19 protein-coding genes are annotated in these 18,481 nt (G+C 59.9%); 12 read left to right on the top strand and 7 right to left on the bottom strand.

What is annotated here, in order from left to right; all coding sequences use genetic code 11:
- Positions 1–53: 53 nt before the first annotated feature.
- From BLU28_RS01270 to BLU28_RS01240, 7 genes are all read left to right on the top strand, one after another.
- Entirely contained in the window at positions 54–929 is an 876-nt protein-coding gene (locus BLU28_RS01270) for a cytochrome c oxidase subunit 3 (protein WP_004440371.1), read from the top strand.
- Between the two features lie 272 nt (positions 930–1,201).
- Positions 1,202–1,588 (top strand): DUF983 domain-containing protein, encoded by a 387-nt coding sequence (locus BLU28_RS01265; protein ID WP_004440372.1) that lies wholly within the window; start codon positions 1,202–1,204, stop codon positions 1,586–1,588.
- Positions 1,589–1,598: 10 nt separating this feature from the next.
- Positions 1,599–2,333: an SURF1 family protein gene (locus tag BLU28_RS01260; RefSeq protein ID WP_077986712.1), complete on the top strand. Its 735-nt coding sequence runs from the start codon at positions 1,599–1,601 to the stop codon at positions 2,331–2,333.
- Positions 2,334–2,395: 62 nt separating this feature from the next.
- Positions 2,396–3,442 carry a 4-hydroxy-3-methylbut-2-enyl diphosphate reductase gene (gene ispH, locus BLU28_RS01255; RefSeq protein ID WP_004440375.1) on the top strand — a complete coding sequence of 349 codons (1,047 nt, stop codon included), beginning with the start codon at positions 2,396–2,398 and terminating at the stop codon, positions 3,440–3,442.
- An 81-nt stretch (positions 3,443–3,523) separates the two neighbouring features.
- Positions 3,524–4,492, top strand: coding sequence for a homoserine kinase (locus tag BLU28_RS01250; protein ID WP_077986713.1), 969 nt, complete (start codon positions 3,524–3,526; stop codon positions 4,490–4,492).
- On the top strand, positions 4,489–4,929 hold the full coding sequence (gene rnhA, locus BLU28_RS01245) for a ribonuclease HI (protein ID WP_004440380.1): 441 nt from the start codon (positions 4,489–4,491) through the stop codon (positions 4,927–4,929). The genes BLU28_RS01250 and rnhA overlap by 4 nt, the downstream gene beginning before the upstream one ends.
- A 135-nt stretch (positions 4,930–5,064) precedes the next feature.
- Complete coding sequence (locus tag BLU28_RS01240; protein WP_077986714.1) at positions 5,065–5,373, top strand: Dabb family protein; 309 nt, start codon at positions 5,065–5,067, stop codon at positions 5,371–5,373.
- A 140-nt stretch (positions 5,374–5,513) separates the two neighbouring features.
- On the opposite strand, the gene BLU28_RS01235 is transcribed toward BLU28_RS01240, so the two are convergent.
- Together BLU28_RS01235 and BLU28_RS01230 are read right to left on the bottom strand one after the other, a co-directional pair.
- Entirely contained in the window at positions 5,514–5,999 is a 486-nt protein-coding gene (locus BLU28_RS01235; protein ID WP_006699978.1) for a peroxiredoxin, read from the bottom strand.
- A 199-nt stretch (positions 6,000–6,198) separates the two neighbouring features.
- A complete protein-coding gene (locus BLU28_RS01230; protein ID WP_004440386.1) occupies positions 6,199–7,047 on the bottom strand; it encodes a protein-disulfide reductase DsbD domain-containing protein in 849 nt (282 codons plus the stop codon).
- A 161-nt stretch (positions 7,048–7,208) separates the two neighbouring features.
- On the opposite strand from BLU28_RS01230, the gene BLU28_RS01225 reads away from it, so the two are divergent.
- The 3 genes from BLU28_RS01225 to BLU28_RS01215 all read left to right on the top strand — a co-directional run bounded on the left by BLU28_RS01225 (position 7,209) and on the right by BLU28_RS01215 (position 9,383).
- Positions 7,209–7,814 (top strand): YqgE/AlgH family protein, encoded by a 606-nt coding sequence (locus tag BLU28_RS01225; protein WP_004440387.1) that lies wholly within the window; start codon positions 7,209–7,211, stop codon positions 7,812–7,814.
- Between the two features lie 103 nt (positions 7,815–7,917).
- Complete coding sequence (locus BLU28_RS01220; protein WP_004440389.1) at positions 7,918–8,109, top strand: CsbD family protein; 192 nt, start codon at positions 7,918–7,920, stop codon at positions 8,107–8,109.
- A 170-nt stretch (positions 8,110–8,279) separates the two neighbouring features.
- Positions 8,280–9,383 (top strand): zinc-binding metallopeptidase family protein, encoded by a 1,104-nt coding sequence (locus BLU28_RS01215; protein ID WP_077986715.1) that lies wholly within the window; start codon positions 8,280–8,282, stop codon positions 9,381–9,383.
- A gap of 170 nt (positions 9,384–9,553) precedes the next feature.
- On the opposite strand, the gene BLU28_RS01210 is transcribed toward BLU28_RS01215, so the two are convergent.
- The 4 genes from BLU28_RS01210 to thrC all read right to left on the bottom strand — a co-directional run bounded on the left by BLU28_RS01210 (position 9,554) and on the right by thrC (position 15,876).
- Positions 9,554–12,469 carry a sensor domain-containing phosphodiesterase gene (locus BLU28_RS01210; protein WP_004440393.1) on the bottom strand — a complete coding sequence of 972 codons (2,916 nt, stop codon included), beginning with the start codon at positions 12,467–12,469 and terminating at the stop codon, positions 9,554–9,556.
- Entirely contained in the window at positions 12,466–13,065 is a 600-nt protein-coding gene (locus BLU28_RS01205; RefSeq protein WP_004440394.1) for a GNAT family N-acetyltransferase, read from the bottom strand. The genes BLU28_RS01210 and BLU28_RS01205 overlap by 4 nt, the downstream gene beginning before the upstream one ends.
- A gap of 93 nt (positions 13,066–13,158) precedes the next feature.
- Positions 13,159–14,457, bottom strand: a complete 1,299-nt coding sequence (locus BLU28_RS01200; RefSeq protein ID WP_004440396.1) for a M16 family metallopeptidase — start codon at positions 14,455–14,457, stop codon at positions 13,159–13,161.
- A 21-nt stretch (positions 14,458–14,478) separates the two neighbouring features.
- A complete protein-coding gene (thrC, locus tag BLU28_RS01195; RefSeq protein WP_072494052.1) occupies positions 14,479–15,876 on the bottom strand; it encodes a threonine synthase in 1,398 nt (465 codons plus the stop codon).
- A gap of 264 nt (positions 15,877–16,140) precedes the next feature.
- Here thrC and BLU28_RS01190 point away from each other — a divergent pair, with 264 nt between their 5' ends.
- Positions 16,141–16,680, top strand: coding sequence for a PilZ domain-containing protein (locus tag BLU28_RS01190; RefSeq protein ID WP_168247096.1), 540 nt, complete (start codon positions 16,141–16,143; stop codon positions 16,678–16,680).
- 193 nt (positions 16,681–16,873) lie between these two features.
- Here the strand turns inward: BLU28_RS01190 and BLU28_RS01185 are convergent, their stop codons facing one another.
- Complete coding sequence (locus BLU28_RS01185; RefSeq protein ID WP_003520496.1) at positions 16,874–17,563, bottom strand: HAD family hydrolase; 690 nt, start codon at positions 17,561–17,563, stop codon at positions 16,874–16,876.
- 214 nt (positions 17,564–17,777) lie between these two features.
- Between BLU28_RS01185 and BLU28_RS01180 the strand changes: the two genes are divergently transcribed.
- Positions 17,778–18,458, top strand: a complete 681-nt coding sequence (locus BLU28_RS01180) for a GntR family transcriptional regulator (RefSeq protein WP_006699981.1) — start codon at positions 17,778–17,780, stop codon at positions 18,456–18,458.
- The last annotated feature ends 23 nt before the right edge of the window (positions 18,459–18,481 follow it).

Here is an 18,481-nt window from a genome sequence, read left to right as displayed (position 1 = left end):
ATCCGGCCTTTGCCGAGGCCGGATCAGGGAAGAGACACCAGGGGATTGTCGCAATGGCAGATACGCATCAGAAGAACCACGATTACCACATTATCGATCCAAGCCCCTGGCCGCTTCTGGCCTCGATCGGCGCTTTCATCCTGACTTTCGGTGGCGTTTGTTACATGCGTTACCTGTCAGGCGGCTCCTTCAAGCTGTTCGGCGCGGAACTCGCCAATCCCTGGCTGTTCTATATCGGTCTCGTCATCGTGCTCTACACCATGTATGCGTGGTGGGCGGATACGATCAAGGAAGGCCGCGAGGGCAATCACACCCGCGTCGTTTCGCTGCATCTGCGTTACGGCATGATCATGTTCATCGCCTCAGAGGTGATGTTCTTCGTCGCATGGTTCTGGGCATATTTCGATGCCAGCCTCTTCCCCCATGAAGCTATTCAGGCGTCGCGTCTCGAATATACCGGCGGACAATGGCCGCCCAAGGGCATCGAAGTCATCGATCCATGGCATCTGCCGCTCTACAACACCGTCATCCTGCTGCTGTCGGGCACCTGTGTCACCTGGGCGCATCATGCTCTGCTGCACAATGACCGCAAGGGCCTGATATCGGGTCTGGTGCTCACCGTTGCGCTTGGCGTGCTGTTCTCCACCGTGCAGGTTTACGAATACATGCACGCCCCGTTCGACTTCAAGAATTCGATCTACGGCGCGACCTTCTTCATGGCCACCGGTTTCCACGGTTTCCACGTCTTCGTGGGCACGGTGTTCCTGCTGGTCTGCCTGTTCCGCGCCATTGCCGGCGGGTTCACGCCCACGCAGCATTTCGGTTTCGAAGCCGCTGCCTGGTACTGGCACTTCGTTGACGTTGTCTGGCTGTTCCTGTTCTTCGCCATCTATATCTGGGGTGGCTGGGGCGCGCCAATTCACGGCTGATAGGGCCAAGGTAAGGCATCCGGTGGAGCGAGCGGGTGCAATCGTTTCTTCTCCCCGCCGGGGAGAAGTCCGCGGCAGCGGGATGAGGGGGCTCCGGTAGAGATATCCGGAGAGCTAGCCCCCTCATCCGACCCTTCGGGCCACCTTCTCCCCGGCGGGGAGAAGAAGACGCGACGCGATCGAGCAAGAAACAAGTGCCCGGGTTTTGAGGCAGGTTTCCAAGAGATCGACGTCACCCTCGGACTTTGGCCGACTTTGCGGGAGGTTTCACCATGTCAGAGCCATCAGGCAGCAAGTTCGCCCCGGTCGACCCGATCAAGGTGGGCTTGAAGGGCTGCTGCCCTCGCTGCGGCAACGGGCGCCTTTTCGATGGTTTTCTGACGGTAAAACCCGCCTGCAGCGCATGCGGACTGGATTACGGTTTTGCCGATGCGGGTGATGGCCCGGCGGTTTTCGTCATGCTGATCGTCGGTTTTCTGGTTGTCGGGCTGGCGCTCTGGTTCGATCAGCATTTTGCGCCGCCCGTCTGGGTGCATGTCATCTTGTGGTTGCCATTTACGGTGATTGTCTCCCTCGTGCTGCTGCGCAAGCTCAAGGGCATCATGATCGCGCTGCAATACCGCAACAATGCAAGCGAAGGCAGGCTTGACCGTGAATGAAGTGTCCCAAATGAAGGCGGCGGATAGGCGGGTCTGGTTCGCTGCGCCGCTGGTTCTGCTGGCGCTTGCCATTCTTCTCGGGCTCGGCACCTGGCAGGTAAAGCGGCTTTACTGGAAAGAGGCGCTTCTCGCCGATATAGAAGAACGGCGAAACGCTGCCCCCGCCACGGTTGCCGAAATAGAGGCGATTGCCAAAAGCGGTGGCGATATCGAGTATCGCAAGGTCAGTCTGTCCGGTACCTTCGATCACGCCCGCGAGCGGCATTTCTTCGCCACCCACCAAGGCAGAACCGGCTATTACATCTATACGCCGCTGACGCTTGCCGATCGCCGCGTCCTCTTCGTCAATCGCGGTTTTGTGCCCTTCGAGATGAAGGATCCGGCCAAGCGATCCGAGGGGCAGGTGACGGGCGAGGTGACGATTACGGGGCTGGCGCGTGCGCCGCTTGTCGCCAAGCCTTCCTCGCTGTTGCCGGACAACGATATCGCCAAGAACATATTCTACTGGAAGGATCTGGCGGCCATGGCCTCCAGTGCGGATATTCCGCCGGACCGGCTGGTCAAGCTTTTCGTGGATGCCGATGCCGCCCCCAATCCCGGCGGCTGGCCGCAGGGCAGGGTGACGCTGATAGATTTGCCCAATAATCACCTGCAATATGCGATAACGTGGTATGGTCTGGCTGCAGCCCTTGTCATCGTCGCCGGTTTTGCCTATTTCCGGAACCACAAGGCGCGCGATGAATAGTGCGCCTGCCGCCCGGCAGGGCTGGCCATCGGCAGGGCACGGAGCACGCCTAAGGAGCTGGAATGAACATCGCCGTTTCCAAACCCCCTTTGACGATAAGGCTGTGCGGACCGCGTGGCTTTTGCGCGGGCGTGGACCGGGCGATCCAGATCGTCGTGCTGGCGCTGAAGGCCTATGGCGCGCCCGTTTATGTTCGCCACGAAATCGTGCATAACCGCTATGTGGTGGAAGGGCTGGAAGCCAAGGGTGCGGTCTTCGTCGAGGAACTGCATGAAATTCCGGCCGAACATCGCGAGCAGCCGGTGGTTTTCTCGGCGCATGGCGTTCCTAAATCCGTGCCTGAGGATGCGCAGGCGCGCAACCTGTTTTATCTCGATGCCACTTGCCCGTTGGTCTCCAAGGTCCACAAGCAGGCCATGCGCCACCAGCGCCTCGGCCGCCATGTGGTGCTGATCGGCCATGCCGGTCATCCAGAGGTCATCGGCACCATGGGCCAGCTTCCCGAAGGCACCGTCTCACTCATCGAAACGGTGGAGGATGCCGACCGTTATGAGCCGCTGGACCGCGAAAATCTCGGCTTTGTCACACAGACGACCCTGTCGGTCGATGACACGGCAGGCGTGATCGCCAGGCTGCAGGAACGCTTCCCGGCCATTCAGGCGCCCGCCGCCGACAGCATCTGTTACGCGACCACCAACCGTCAGGATGCGGTGAAACAGGCAGCGCCCGGCTGCGACCTGTTCATCGTCGTCGGCGCCCCCAATTCCTCCAATTCCAAGCGGCTGGTGGAAGTGGCCCTGCGTGCGGGTGCGAAGCGCTCTGTCCTGGTGCAGCGGGCCTCCGAAATCGACTGGAATGAAATCGGCGATATCCGCACCGTCGGTCTCTCGGCCGGCGCATCCGCTCCTGAAGTCATCGTCGATGAAATCATCGAAGCCTTCAAGGCGCGTTTCGACACCACGCTCGATCTCGCCGTGACGGTTGAGGAAACGGAACATTTCCTCGTCAATCGCGAGTTGCGCAGCATCGAGCTGACGACGGATGATATGGCTTTCGTCAACGGCAATGCCAGCAACGCGCTGCCGCCTAAGGCTGCAGCCGGCGCCTGACATGGTTTGGCGGGAAGGGTGGTATTCGCCCCGCGCCGCTCTGCCGGATTTCCACTCCATCCTTCACCAAGAGATTTAAAATTGGCAGTTTATACTGATATCACCGAAGATGATCTGAGGAATTTCCTCACGCAGTACGACGTCGGCAGCCTCACTTCCTACAAGGGCATTGCCGAAGGCGTCGAAAACTCCAATTTCCTGCTGCATACCACCAAGGACCCGCTGATCCTGACGCTTTATGAAAAGCGTGTGGAAAAATCCGATCTGCCTTTCTTCCTCGGCCTCATGCAGCATCTGGCCGCCAAGGGCCTGTCCTGCCCCTTGCCGCTGCCGCGCAAGGATGGCGAGTTGCTGGGAGAGCTGTCGGGCCGCCCCGCCGCGCTTATCTCCTTCCTTGAAGGAATGTGGCTGAGAAAGCCGGAGGCGAAACATTGCCGCGAAGTCGGCAAGGCGCTGGCCGCCATGCATCTGGCGGGCGAAGGCTTCGAGATCAAGCGGCCGAACGCGCTCTCCGTCGAGGGCTGGAAGGTGCTGTGGGAGAAATCCGAAGACCGCGCGGACGAGGTGGAGACGGGGCTGAAGGACGAGATTCGCCCCGAGATCGATTATCTCGCGGCCCATTGGCCGAAGGACCTGCCGGCCGGTGTCATCCATGCGGATCTGTTCCAGGACAATGTGTTCTTCCTCGGCGACGAACTCTCCGGTCTGATCGACTTTTATTTCGCCTGCAACGACCTGCTCGCTTATGATGTGTCGATCTGCCTCAATGCCTGGTGCTTTGAAAAGGATGGCGCTTACAACGTCACCAAGGGCAAGGCGTTGCTGGAAGGTTACCAGTCCGTGCGGCCGCTCAGTGAAGCGGAGCTGGAAGCCCTGCCGCTTCTGGCGCGCGGTTCGGCTCTGCGCTTCTTCCTAACGCGGCTTTACGACTGGCTGACAACGCCGGAGGGCGCGCTGGTGGTGAAAAAAGACCCGCTGGAATATCTGCGCAAGCTGCGGTTCCACCGTTCCATCGCCACTGTCGCCGAATACGGGCTGGCCGGCGAATGAAGCATGTCGATATTTTCACCGATGGCGCCTGCTCCGGCAATCCGGGTCCGGGAGGCTGGGGTGCGGTGCTGCGTTACGGCGAGGTGGAGAAGGAACTCTGCGGCGGCGAGGCCGAGACCACCAACAACCGCATGGAACTGATGGCGGCGATTTCCGCACTCAATGCGCTCAAGGCCCCCTGCGAAGTCGATCTTTACACCGACAGCGCCTATGTGAAGGACGGCATCACCAAGTGGATTTTCGGCTGGAAAAAGAAGGGCTGGAAGACAGCCGATAACAAGCCGGTCAAGAATGTCGAGCTATGGCAGGCATTGGAAGTGGCGCGCGAGCGCCACAAGGTTACCTTGCACTGGGTGAAGGGCCATGCCGGCCACCCGGAAAACGAGCGCGCCGATGAATTGGCGCGAAAAGGCATGGAGCCTTTCAAACGGCGGTAATGCAAGACTGCTCTATTTTGCGCCGGACAAAATCCGAGCCGGCACGCCCCCATCCGGGGTTGTGAAAACCGAAACCCGACCTATCTTGTCGTCAAGGGGTGCTCCGGTGGTGCCCAACGGAGGAGAAAAATCCGGATGATCCTGCATTGTGTCTTTCTACGCTTCAAGGCCGCGACGGCCGCTTCTGAAAAACATGCAGTTTTCGAGGCGATCGCCGCCCTGAAAGACGTGATACCCGGCATCGTCGATGTGAAATACGGACAGAACGTTTCACCCGAAGGGCTGAATGGCGGTTTTGTCGATGGCTTCATCGTGACGCTTGAAAGCCCGGAAGCCCGGGACGAATATCTTGCCCATCCCAAGCATATGGAGGTGGGGGAGCGCCTCGTGTCACTCACCGATGGCGGTCTTGCCGGGCTTCTGGTGTTTGATATGAATGTTTGAGAAGGCGGCGCCCCGCCGCTCTCTTGCCTCATGCTCGGGCCGGCCCCAAACATCTGCAGCATTTCGTTTTTGGTGAAATGATTGGATCCCCGGGACAAGCCCGAGGATTTATGGCTCGGCCTGTGGCCAAACATTTGGCCTTAAAGCTGCTCGATCATCGCCGCAGCGGCAGAGACCGTCGCCTGACCGGGGTTCTCTTCCACGTTGAGTGACTTCACGACGCCGTCTTCCACCAGCATCGAATAACGCTTGGAACGCACGCCGAGGCCGCCGGCGGAGAGGTCGGCATCAAGGCCGAGCGCCTTGGTGAAGGACGCATCCCAGTCGGCGAGGAAGTGGATTTTGCCCTGACCGCCCGAAGATTGCGCCCATGCGCCCATCACATGCCAGTCGTTGACGGCAACGACTGCGATATCGTCAACGCCTTTGGCCAGAATAGTGTCGCGGTTTTCAAGATAACCCGGCAGGTGGTTCAGCGAGCAGGTGGGGGTGAAAGCGCCGGGAACGGCAAAGAGAACAACCTTCTTCCCGCCGAAAAGCGCGTCCGTGGTGGTTTCCACCGGGCCATCGGCCGTCTTTTCCTTGAAGGTTGCGGAAGGCAGTTTATCGCCGATCTTGATGGTCATGTCCGTGCTCCTATGGCCGTTCGGTTCGCGCGACTATAGAGTTTGCCAGGGAAAAGTGGAACCCGGTTTTCCCTGGAAGACAAACGAAAACAAGCTGTCCGGATACTGGCAGGTTCGCAACGAATCCAACGGTATCAAGAGCACGGAAATGAAATCCGCCATGCGGTTTTCACGGTGGATTCCACCGCGGAGCCACCGTTCAGGGCTTCGGGAAATTCAGCATCGTCTCCATGGCCCGGTCGCCCGATTTGACCAGAATGGGCCAGCTGTTGCCCTGCACCTGATAGGTTTTCGGCAGGCCCTTGATGTTCATGTAGAAGGAGAGCTTGCGCTTGTCGCGTACGAGGTTCTGCGGCTCGTAATAGGCAAAACCCGAGGGGCCGGCGATGAAGATTTCGGTCTCCTTCGGCGCGTTTTCCGGAAGCTGCAGCTGCACGCCAAGCATGGTCTTGTCAGGCGTGATGTGGAAATCGATCACCTTGAAATCGTCGGATGCCGCTTCGGGCAGTGTTTCGCGCGCCTCTTCGAGAAGGCGGCGCTCCTCGCTGTCATCATCACCAGCCGTGCCCCGGTCGATGGAGAACTTCGCCTCGAAGGGGATACAGATATTCTGGCAGACGCCGATGAATGCGGTGAGGTCGATCTTCCCGCCTGCTGCCGGATCGGTAACCTTCAGCTGAAAGGGAAGGCTGACGGCGTGGTCATAACCGATATCGGTTATATCGCCGTTTTCGATCAACTTCGGAACCGGATAAGCCATGGCGGTCAGCATCGCACCGCTGGTCGGATCAGGCGTGATCTGCGGCGGTATGCCTGCTTCTCCGGGTTCGCGCCAATAGGTTATCCAGCCGTCCTTCGGCTCGATCTGCAATACGCCGCGCACCACGCCGTTTGCATCCACGGCAAGGCTCGCGACGCGCATCTGGCCGCCCTCGCTTCTGGCCCAGTCGGTAATGTCGGCCCGGGCGGCTTGCATGCCGCCGAGGAGGGCGGCAAAAGCAGCCGCGAGGTGAAGATGTGAAAATCGAAAGAATAACCTGACGCTCATGCTTCCCGTCTAACCCAACATCGACCGGCGGACCAGTTACGAATTCGTGGGGTTCATCATTTTCGGTTGATTGATCGGGCGGTATGCCGCATCCTGTCCTTTGTCGAAGTGCGAACGCCGTTTTCCGTTAAACGACGGAATTCGGCCTGCTGGAGGCGCCTGTGAGCTTTTCAACCCTGATGGACAAGCGCGAACGTGGCTTTCTCGACGGCCAGTTCCTCATTGCGATGCCGGGGCTGGACGACGGCAATTTTGCCCGTGCGGTGATCTATATCTGCGCCCACTCGGACGCCGGGGCCATGGGTTTCATCATCAACCGGCCGCAGCAGATTACCTTCACGGACATACTGCTCCACCTGAAACTGGTGGACAGCAACGACGCCATCATGCTGCCCAACCGCACCCGTGAGTTCCCGATCCAGTGCGGCGGCCCGGTGGAATCCGGCCGAGGTTTCGTTCTGCATTCGGATGACTATTTAAGCGAATCCAGCATTCCCGTCAGCGATGACATTTCGCTGACCGCAACGCTGGATATCGTCCGCGCCATTTCCAACGGCCGCGGCCCGCAAAGGGCCACCATGATGCTCGGTTATGCCGGCTGGGGGCCAGGACAACTGGAAAACGAGATCGCCAATAATGGCTGGCTGAACTGCCCGGCTGCGGAGGAGCTGATTTTCGACCGCGGGTTGGACAATAAATACGAGCGGGCGCTCGCCCTGATGGGCGTTGATGCACGCATGCTCTCCACAGATGCGGGGCATGCCTGAGCCTCATCTTCCCGCTCGTTTTGGCTGGAACCATTCTTCTCCCTTTGGCGTTACTTACCCGGAAAGCCGCACAGACAGTACGGTTCAACTAGGGAGCAGTAATATGGGTAGCACATCTGACAAGGTCGCCGGTAAAGCCAATGAAGTTGCTGGTAAGGTGAAGAAGAACGTCGGTGAAGCGACCGGCAATAATGAATTGCGCGCCAAGGGTGCCGCCCAGGAAACCAAGGGCAAGGTACAGTCCTCCGTCGGCAAGGCGAAGGATGCCGTAAAGGGCGCCGTCGACCGCATGTAATATCGCCGTATTGATTGCGCCTCTCTGATGATGGGGCGCGCGGAGCGCATGTGTTCAAGAGCACATGCGCTCTTGTCGTCTGAGCGCCGGAACGCTCTTCCTGTTGCGCCGTTCATGCCGTCGTCCCAGATTTGCCTCCGAGCAACTGATCCATCGCAAGGGTTTCATCAATGAAGCTTTTTTCCTGCGCATCCTGCGGCCAGCCGGTGCATTTCGACAATCGTTTTTGCGTTTCCTGCGGTCATCGTCTTGCCTTCGTGCCGGAGCGCCTGTCCATGGAGGCGCTGGCCCCAGCCGGTGAGCCGAACTGGCAGATCGTCGCGGAACCGCAAAAACAGGTGCGGTTTTGCGCCAATGAAGTGAACGATATCTGCAACTGGTCGGTGCCCGCGGGAAGGGAAAGCGCATTTTGCCCTGCCTGCAGCCACAATCGCCTTGTGCCCGACATTGCGACGCAACAGGGCATTGAGCAATGGCGTCGTATCAGCCAGGCGCAGCGTCATCTGTTTTATTCTATCCTGCGGCTCGGCCTCCCGCATCCCAACCGTGATGCCGATCCCGCTGGCGGCCTTGTCTTCGACTTTCTGGTGGATGAGGTGGCGCCAGATGGTTCCGTCATTCCGGCCATGACCGGTCATGACGAGGGGCTGATCGCCATTCGTGCGGCCGAGGCCGACGATGCTACGCGCGAACAGGTGCGCGCCAATATGAACGAGCCGTACCGCACAATGCTCGGCCATTTCCGCCACGAAGTCGGTCACTTCATCTGGAACAAGCTCGTACGCGATGCAAACCGACTGGAGGCCTGCCGCGCCGTCTTTGGCGATGACAGAGAAGATTATGGCGCTGCCCTGCAACGCAATTACGACGAGGGTCCACGTCCCGACTGGCAGGACAGCTTCATCAGTTCGTATGCCTCGGTCCACCCTTGGGAGGATTTTGCCGAGTGTTTCGCGCATTATCTGCATATCGTCGATACGCTTGAGACCGCGCGCGCCTTCGGCGTGGCAATCGACCCCGACGGGCATGAAGAAATGGCGGCGGAGGTGACTTTCGATCCTTACAATGCCCGCAGCGCTGCACAGCTGGTCAAGGCCTGGATTCCGCTCAGCGTTGCGATCAACTCGATCCAGCGCAGCATGGGGGAAGCGGACCTCTATCCCTTCGTCCTGACGCCGCCGGTGGTTGCGAAGATGGAGTTCATTCACGACCTGCTGCATGGGAGGGTGGCGGCGGATGCGTCAACACCGGTGCAGGCTGCCGTGGTTCAGTGAATATCGACAAGCGAGGAGTAAAAGCCGGCAAACGCGGTGTTTCCTCCTCCGGTCGTGCCGGACTTGATCCGTATACAACCAGCTCAAGTCCTTGGTTTGAAAGGGCTTTTCCCGCCGCGCCGACGCGTGTCGGCTGACGGGGGTAGATACCTCGCGTTTCAATACTTCGCTTACGAAGCCCGCTTCGTCGGCTGGAACCGCTCCCGAAGAAGCTTTAGCGCCGCATCGCCGGAAACCGGCGTGCCAAACAGGAAGCTCTGGCCGAAATGGCAGTTCATGCGGGCCAGTTCGGCCGCATCCTCAGGCGTTTCGATGCCTTCCGCCACCACCTGCATGTCGAGCGCCCGCGCCATGGCAATGACGGAGCGCAGAAGCACGTTACGCTTGTCGCTGGTATTGGCCACCAGCGCCTTGTCGAGCTTGATCGTATCGAAGGGGAAACGGGTGAGATAGGCGAGCGATGAATAGCCCGTGCCGAAATCGTCCATGGCGAGGCTAAGGCCGGTTTCCTTGAGCTTGGAAAGCACAAGCCGCGCCTGTTCCGGATTTTCCATGACGACGGATTCCGTCAGTTCCAGCTTCAGCTGCTGCGGGTTGCAGCGCGTGCGGGTGAGCATGCCGCGAACGTCGTTATAGAGTTCGTTGTTCAGCAGTTGGGCACTGGAAATATTGACGGAGATGAAGATCGGCATCTTGTCGATGGCATGTTGCCAGTCCATCAGGTCGGTCGCTGCCCGTTCCAGCGCGAACATGCCGAGCGGCTCGATCAGGCCGGAGGCTTCGGCAATCGGAATGAACTCGCTTGGCGGGATATTGCCACGCTTCGGGTGCTCCCAACGCATCAGCGCCTCGAAACCGGCAAGTTCCCCATCATCGAGCTTGACGATCGGCTGATAGGCAAGTGACAGCTCCTTGCGCTCGATAGCGCGGCGAAGGTCACTTTCCATCTGCAGCCGGTCGGTGCCCGAGGTGCGGAAGGCGGGGCGGAAAGGCTCAACGCGATTGCCGCCGGCGCGCTTGGCGCGATACATGGCCAATTCCGCATCGCTGAGCAGACCTGCCGCACTTTCCTGTTGGTCGATCCACGAGACGAGGCCGATAGAAGCGGTGAGAATGATTTCGCGATTGGCGAAATTGATCGGCACCATGATCGCCTTGTTCACCGCATCGGCGAAATCCGCCACACGCTGCGGATCGCGCTCCGAGGTCAGGATCAGGCCGAATTCGTCGCCGCCGAGACGAGCCAGCGTGTCCTGCGGTTTGAGCAGGCGACGCAGGCGCCGGGTGAGGGCAATCAAAATATTGTCGCCGGCAGCAATGCCGAGCGTGTCATTGACCAGCTTGTAGCGGTCGATATCGATCGCCATCACGGTTGGCCGCACGCCCTCGCTGTCCGGCGAGAGGTTGAGGATCGATTGCAGGCGGTCGAGGAAGACCTGCCGGTTCGGAAGCCCGGTCAGATTGTCGTTCATCGCGTCCTGCAGCAGCCGCTCGACCGAATTTCTCTGCTCTGTAATATCGGTTATGGTGCCGACGCAGCGGATGATTTCGCCGTTGGAGCCAAGAACGGGACGCGCACGGATTTGCAGCCAGTGGAAGTGGCCATCCTCGGCGCGAATACGGAATTCGTGGTTCAGGCGACCCTTGCGATGGTCGAGCAGCACGTCAAGTGTGGCCTTGAACCGGTCGCGGTCATCAGGGTGCAGGCGCGGCAGCCAGTTGCGCGCGGCGCCATGCATAGTTCCGGGCTCCAGCCCCAGGCGGTTGGAAATATCTGGTGTGGTGACGATGCGGTCACGCGTAACGTCCCAGTCCCAGACCGTATCGCCGCTGCCCGTGAGCGCCAGCGACTGGCGTTCCAGATCGGAGAATAGCCCCTGCTGATAGGCGCTGCCGGCAAAGGCGTGCTGGATGACCGTAAAGCCGATCAGAAGGACGATCAGCACCAGCCCGCCGCCAAGCGCAGGCTGCACGATGTCGTTGTCCAGCTGTCCCGTCACCGTCAACCAGCTGCCGAACAGCCAGACGAGGATCAAGGCCCAGGATGGGACGAGCAGGATAGCCCGGTCGTATTTGTTGAAACCGAGATAGATGATGAGCGCGATGCCCGCCGTCGCCGTCAGCGCGAAGGAAACACGCGCGATACCGGATGCAACCGAGGGATCGTAGATTGCCACGCCAAACAGCAGCGCCAGCCCCACCACCCAGGCAAAGGTCGCATAACCCAGATGTGCGTGCCATCGGTTCAGGTTGAGATAGGTGAAGAGAAAGACGACGAAGCTGGAGGCGAGCGCCACTTCCGCGCCCGCCCTCCATATTCGCTGATCGCTTGAGGTGACGGTGATGAGTTTTTCGAGGAAGCCGAAATCAACGCATATATAGGCAAGCACGGCCCAGGCGAGGGCAGCAGACGCGGGCAGGACCGAGGTTCCCTTGACCACGAAGAGAATGGTCAGGAGCACGGCAAGCAGGCCGGCAATGCCGAGCACGATGCCGCGATAGAGCGTGAAGGCGTTGATCGTATCCTTGTAGGCTTCCGGTTCCCACAGATAAAGCTGCGGCAGCTGCGGCGTGGAAAGCTCGGCGACGAAGGTGATGACGGAGCCGGGATTGAGCGTGATGCGGAAGACGTCGGCGTCCGGGCTTGGCTGCCTGTCGAGCGCAAAGCCTTCGCTGGGCGTTATCGCCATGATGCGTTGCGAGCCGAGATCCGGCCAGAACAGCTTGGAATTGACGAGACGGAAATGCGGCGCGACGATCACGCGCTCCAGCTGCTCTTCGGAGACATTGGCAAGCGCGAACACGGCCCAGTCGCCCTGGTGATCGTCGGAACTGGCGCGCACCTCGATGCGCCGGCGGATGCCGTCAGGACCCGGCGCGGTGGAAACCTGAAAGGCTTCGCCCTGATTGGCATAGATATCCGTGGTGGCGGTGAGATCGAGCGCCGTGTCGTCACGGGAGATCTTGACCGGCTCGAAGGCGAAGGAATGGGAGGCAAAAAGCAGGAAAAGCAGAAAAAACGGCGCAGCCAGCGCGATTGCCGCCAGACGTTTCGTGAGGCAAGGCGCAGTGTGATTGTAGGTCATGTATCGTACTTCGTTCCGCCGGAGCTTTGCTTGTCGGCAAGAAGGGAAAACATCATATGATCCCGCCATTGGCCATTGATTTTCAGATATTCCCGCAAGAGACCTTCCCGCTGGAACCCGGCATTTTCGAGGAGCCGGATGCTTTTGAAGTTTTCCGGAATACAGGCTGCCTCGATACGGTGCAACTGAAGTCCGTTGAAGATGTAGGGTATTACCAATTTTAATGCGGCAGACATATGGCCTTGGGCGGCATGCCGTTCACCGATCCAGTATCCGATCATGCAGCTCTGCGCCGCCCCGCGGCGGATATAGCCGATGGTGATGCCGCCGACCAGAAGCGTCTCTTTTTCGAACAGCAGGAAGGAAACGGCGGTGCCGGAAGAAAATTCCTGTCCGTTACGCACCACGCGCATGCGGAAGGCGCCCTCCGTCAGTTCGTCCGGCCGCCAGGTCGGTTCCCACGGCTGTAGAAACTGCCGGCTCTCGGATCGCAGTACGTGCCACTGCTTGAAATCGCTGTAGCGCGGCAGTCTGAGAAGGTGATTGGCGCTGCGCAATTCGGGTGTGTCATTATGTCGGGAAAGAAAACGCAGCATTCACGATCCCTGTGAGGCAGATATCGCCATCCGCGAATGGGATGGCGAAAAAGATGAGCGGTCTTCACCTTCAAATCCCGCTCTCATATCGGTTTATCCGTTCGCCTTTATCCTTGCGGGCTGCTGCGCGGACAGCGCGGCCGTGATGTCGGAAAGAGGCGGCAGATGTTCGAGCGGGCCAATTGCAGACAATGTCGGAACTGTATCGAAAAACAGCCGTCCTGCAAGATCGGTCAGGCGCGTGCGGGTGATGTCGCCCAGCCGCTCCATCATCTCTTCATTCGGAATGGGTCGGCCGTAAAGCATCATCTGGCGGGCGATCTGGCCGGCGCGGGCAGCCGGGCTTTCCTGGCCCATCAGCAATTGCGCGCGGATCTGCGCACGGGCCCGGTCGATTTCCTCCTGGTGGATGGTCTGCGAGGACTTGCGCAGCTCCTCCAGAATGACGGGAACCAGTTCAGGCAGGTCGTTGCCGCCGGTGGCCGCATGCACGCCGAAGATACCGGTATCGGAAAAACCCCAGTGGAACGCATAGACGGAATAACACAGGCCGCGATATTCACGCACTTCTTGGAAAAGGCGGGAAGACATGCCGCCGCCGAGAATATTGGCGAGAATCTGCGAACAATAGAAATCGCGGGCATGATAGGCCTTGCCCTCGAAGCCGAGAAGCACCTGTGCATCCATCAGGTCGCGGGTCTCGCGGATTTCTCCGCCGGTATAGACAGCCTTTTCAAGCACAGGTGTCGCCACGGGCAGCTGCGGCAGCGAGGCGAAACGCTCTTCCACCTGCTTGACGAAGCTCTCGTGATCGACCGCGCCGGCCGCAACGACGAAGATGCGGTCCGTCGTATAATTGCGGGCGAGATAATGCCTGATCTGGCCTGTCGTGAAGGATTGCACGGTCTCGGGCGTGCCCAGGATCGGCCGGCCGATCGTCTGGTCGCGATAGGCGACACCGGAGAAATTGTCGAAGATCACGTCGTCGGGCGTATCGGTGGCGGCACCGATCTCCTGCAGGATGACGTTCTTTTCGCGCTCCAACTCGTCTTCATCGAAGAGCGATTCCGTCAGGATGTCGGCAAGGATATCGACCGCGAGCGGAACGTGATCCTTGAGGACGCGGGCGTAGTAGGAGGTTGTTTCCGTCGACGTCGCGGCGTTGACTTCGCCGCCGACATTTTCGATCTCTTCGGCGATCTGACGGGCGGTGCGGCGCGCCGTGCCCTTGAACGCCATATGTTCGAGAAGATGGGCGATGCCATGTTCGGCAGTCGTCTCGTTGCGGGAGCCGGATTTGATCCACACCCCAAGAGCGACGCTTTCGAGATGTGGCATTCTTTCCGTGACAACGGTCAACCCGGACGAAAGCCGGGTCAAATTTACTCTCATACTCAACGTCTTTCCGCGTCTCTATTTGCCGGCGCGTGCATGTTTGCCGATGAAGCTTTCCACGGCTTTGAGCTCCGCATCCAGAATGTCGAAACGCTCCTCCCGGTTCATGATGTCAGCGAGCCATACTGGAAGCGCCGGGTCGATTGCGCAAGCGGATTTTACAGCCGCCGGGAATTTTGCCGGATGGGCGGTCGACAGAACCACCATTGGCGTTGCGGGCTTTTCGTGCTTTTCCGCCACGAAAACACCTGTTGCCGTGTGCGGGTCGATCAGGTAGCCGGTCTTTTCAAGCGTGTCGCGAATGGTCGCCGCCACCTGCTTTTCGGTGGCGCGTCCGGCGCGGAAATCCTTCTTGATGAACTTCAGCGCCTTTTCCGGAATTTCAAACGCGCCCGATTGCTTGAGGCCATCCATCGATGACTTTACGGCAGCGGAATCGCGGTCGTAGGCTTCGAACAGCAGTCGCTCGAAGTTGGACGAAATCTGGATATCCATCGAGGGCGAGGTGGTGGGCTTGACGCCGCGCATCTCGTAACGGCCGGTCTTCAGCGTGCGCGCCAGAATGTCGTTGTCATTGGTCGCGATGACCAGCTTGTCGATCGGCAGGCCCATCTTCTTGGCGACGTAACCGGCGAAAATATCGCCGAAATTGCCTGTCGGAACGGTGAAGGACACCTTGCGGTCGGGGCCGCCGAGCGACAGAGACGCGGTGAAATAATAGACCACCTGCGCCATGATGCGCGCCCAGTTGATGGAGTTGACGCCGGAAAGCTTCACGCCGTCGCGGAACTTCACGTCGTTGAACATCTCCTTCACCAGCGTCTGGCAATCGTCGAAATTGCCGTTGATCGCCAGCGCATGCACGTTGGAAGCGGTGGAGGTCGTCATCTGGCGCTGCTGCACCGGAGAGACCTTGCCGTTCGGGAAAAGGATGAAGATATCGGTACGCTCGCGCCCGGCAAAGGCGTCGATCGCCGCCCCGCCCGTATCGCCGGATGTGGCGCCGACAATGGTGGCGCGCTCGCCGCGTTCCGTCAGCGTATAGTCCATCAGACGGGCGAGGAGCTGCATCGCCACATCCTTGAAGGCGAGCGTGGTGCCGTGGAACAGCTCGAGCACGAAGGTGTTCGGACCGGTCTGTGTCAGCGGAACGACGGCCGGGTGGCGGAAGGTCGCATAGGCGTCGTCGATCATCGCCTTGAACTTGTCTGCCGGAATTTCGCCGCCGGTGAAGCGGTAGAGAACCTCGAAGGCGACATCCTGGTAGGACTTGCCGCGCAGGTTGCGGATTTCCTTTTTCGACATGGACGGCCATTTGCGCGGCACGTAAAGCCCGCCATCGCGGCCAAGGCCTGCCAGAAGCGCGTCGCAAAAACCAAGCGAAGGGGCCGCACCCCTGGTCGATACATATTCCACGAGATAGTCCCTTATCCGTTGCCGATGTGATCGGCGTCTTTTCCGCAGCGTCTCACCGAAATGAGGCGATTGGCGAGGTCATGAAGCGCTTTTTTGAAAATTCAAGCAAAACCGAACATGCCAATCGATTTTTTCCGGCGTCGCTGCTATAGACCATCGCCAACCTGGGTGAAAGGTCAATAAACAGCGTCTCCGGTTCTGTTCCGGGACAATGGAGAGGGAATTAGAAGAGTGTCAGGGAATTTCTTGCGTTTGTCCGCCGCGATGTCGCTTCTCGTCGTTGTTGCAGGATGCAATTCCTCCAACCCGTCGGACTCGCTTGCCGTCAACCCGCCGGCGGCGCAGACCGCGCCAACGGCTGCCGTGGTTCAGGCCAATTGCCCGGCCGTGACGGTTCTCGACGGCAATGCCGTTCATCGCGTCTATGCCGGCGGCGCCAAGGACGATCCGCAGAAACTCGCCTATCAGGTCTCGCTGTCCGATACGACGCGCTCCTGCACCGCCAATGAATCGACGCTCACCGTCAACGTGCTGGCCCAGGGCCGCCTCGTTCCCGGCCCCATGTCGAAGGGTGGCCGTGTAACTGTGCCGATCCGTGTAACGGTGAAGGATGGCGACGGCGAGATTTTCGGTGAAACGACCAATTTCGCCATCGATGTTCCCGCAGGCGGGGCCGGCACGCAGTTCATCTTCAACAACGACCACGTCGCCATTCCCAACGGACCGGGCGGCGCGCCGAGGTCCGTCAGCGTTTATATCGGCTTTGCAGAGCAGGGCGCGAAGGCTAAGACGAAGCGCCGGTGATTTGACGGGCAAAATGTAAAAGCCGGAGGCTGCTCGGCAGGCTTCGGTCAGATCGCGGAAAAACCATTCCTCACACGCGACGTCATCCTCGGGCTTGTCCCGAGGATCCAAACACGTATCGTAAAATCAAAATGTTGCAGATGCTCGGGACAGGCCGAGCATGACGAAGTAGCGTTTGTGACAAAGCCACAACTTAAAACGCGCCTTCCCACTCCGCCATTGCCGCAATCACGGCCGGCAGGTCCTGCATGCGGGAGATCACCGTTTCGGCGCCCGCATCTGTCAGCCGGTCGGCGTGGCTGGGATAGGTGTGGGACGCGCCGGTAAAGCCGATGACGCGCATGCCAGCGGCCCTTGCGCCATGGATGCCGTGCACGGAATCTTCGACCACGACCACGCGATCGGGGGAAACGCCAAATTGCGCTGCGCCGTGCAGGAAGATGTCGGGCTTCGGCTTCACGCGATCAGCGCCGAGATCCTTGGCGGAATAGATATGCGGCGCGAAATACGGCTTCAGGCCTACTTTCGTGAGCATCATGTCGAGGCGGTGGCTCGAAGAGTTCGAGCAGATGCAGCGGGGCGTCGTCAGGCGGGACAGGGCGAACTTCACGCCCTCGATGATCTTCACGTCGCGTTCCAGCCGCATGTCGAGCAGTTTTTCCGATTTGTCGAGCAGCGAGGCTGAGAGCGGAATGCTGGCTTCGCTTTCCACCTGCAGGAGGATGTTCTTCCAGGTCATGCCGGCGAAACGCTCCCCCATTTCCTCGACCGAGATCGGATAACCGGCTTCGGTCAGAAGGCGGGATTCCACCTGTGCCGCGATGATTTCGGAATCGACCAGAACGCCGTCGCAGTCGAAAATAATGAGGTCGAAGCCGCTCATGGGCGCTCCCTGTATCGGATTTGGCTGGAAGAAAATGATGCCGGGCTTTTAGACCATGTCCGCGCCAAGCTCAACCGGCTCGCCAGCAAAGGACAGTCCCGTCAGGCTCATAGCTTGAAGGCCGCGGGCAAGGGAGCCGCGTGTCATAACAGTCTGCTCTGGCTTGCTGCAAAAACCTCTACACACGGTCGCGCCATATGCGCTATGGGATGTTATGCCCAAGACAGCAAAAAATTCGCCTGAAGATACCATTGCCGCCCGCATCAGCCGCACGCTTGCCGACCGCATCGTTCGCGGTGAGCTGTCGCCGGGCGAAAGGCTGCGGCAGGATCACATCGCCGCCGAATTCGGCGCCTCGCATGTGCCGGTGCGCGAGGCATTCCGCCGGCTGGAAGCGCAGGGACTTGCCGCCAGCATTCCGCGCCGGGGTGTCAGGGTCGCGGATTTCGGTCTCGATGATGTGCGCGAGGTGGCGGAAATGCGTGCCGCTCTTGAGGTTCTGGCTTTGCGCCACGCCATTCCCAACATGACGTCAGCCATTCTCGATCAGGCGGAGGCAGCCACGCTCGAAGGCGACAGCGCCGTTGATGTCGAGCATTGGGAGGAGGCCAATCGCCGCTTCCACCGCCTCATTACCGCGCCCTGCAACATGCCGCGCCTGATGGAAGCGATCGATGGCCTGCATGCGGCAAGCGCCCGTTTCCTGTTCTCCGCCTGGCGGGCCGGCTGGGAGCGCCGCACCGATACCGATCACCGCGCGATCGTCGACGCGCTGCGCGGCGGCCGCGCCGAAGAGGCGGTGCGCATCCTTGATGGGCATGTGCAATGGATCGGCCGCAAGGCGATCCGCACCTCGTCCGGCTCGGTGCGCGACGCCTTCGCCATTGTCGGATAGGCCCTTGACCGTCCGCCTCCGGC

The organism is Agrobacterium pusense (assembly GCF_900102105.1).
Lineage (GTDB): Bacteria > Pseudomonadota > Alphaproteobacteria > Rhizobiales > Rhizobiaceae > Agrobacterium > Agrobacterium pusense.
The sequence above is the reverse complement of the archived record's forward strand: the minus strand, read 5'-3'. Positions and strand labels throughout refer to the sequence as shown.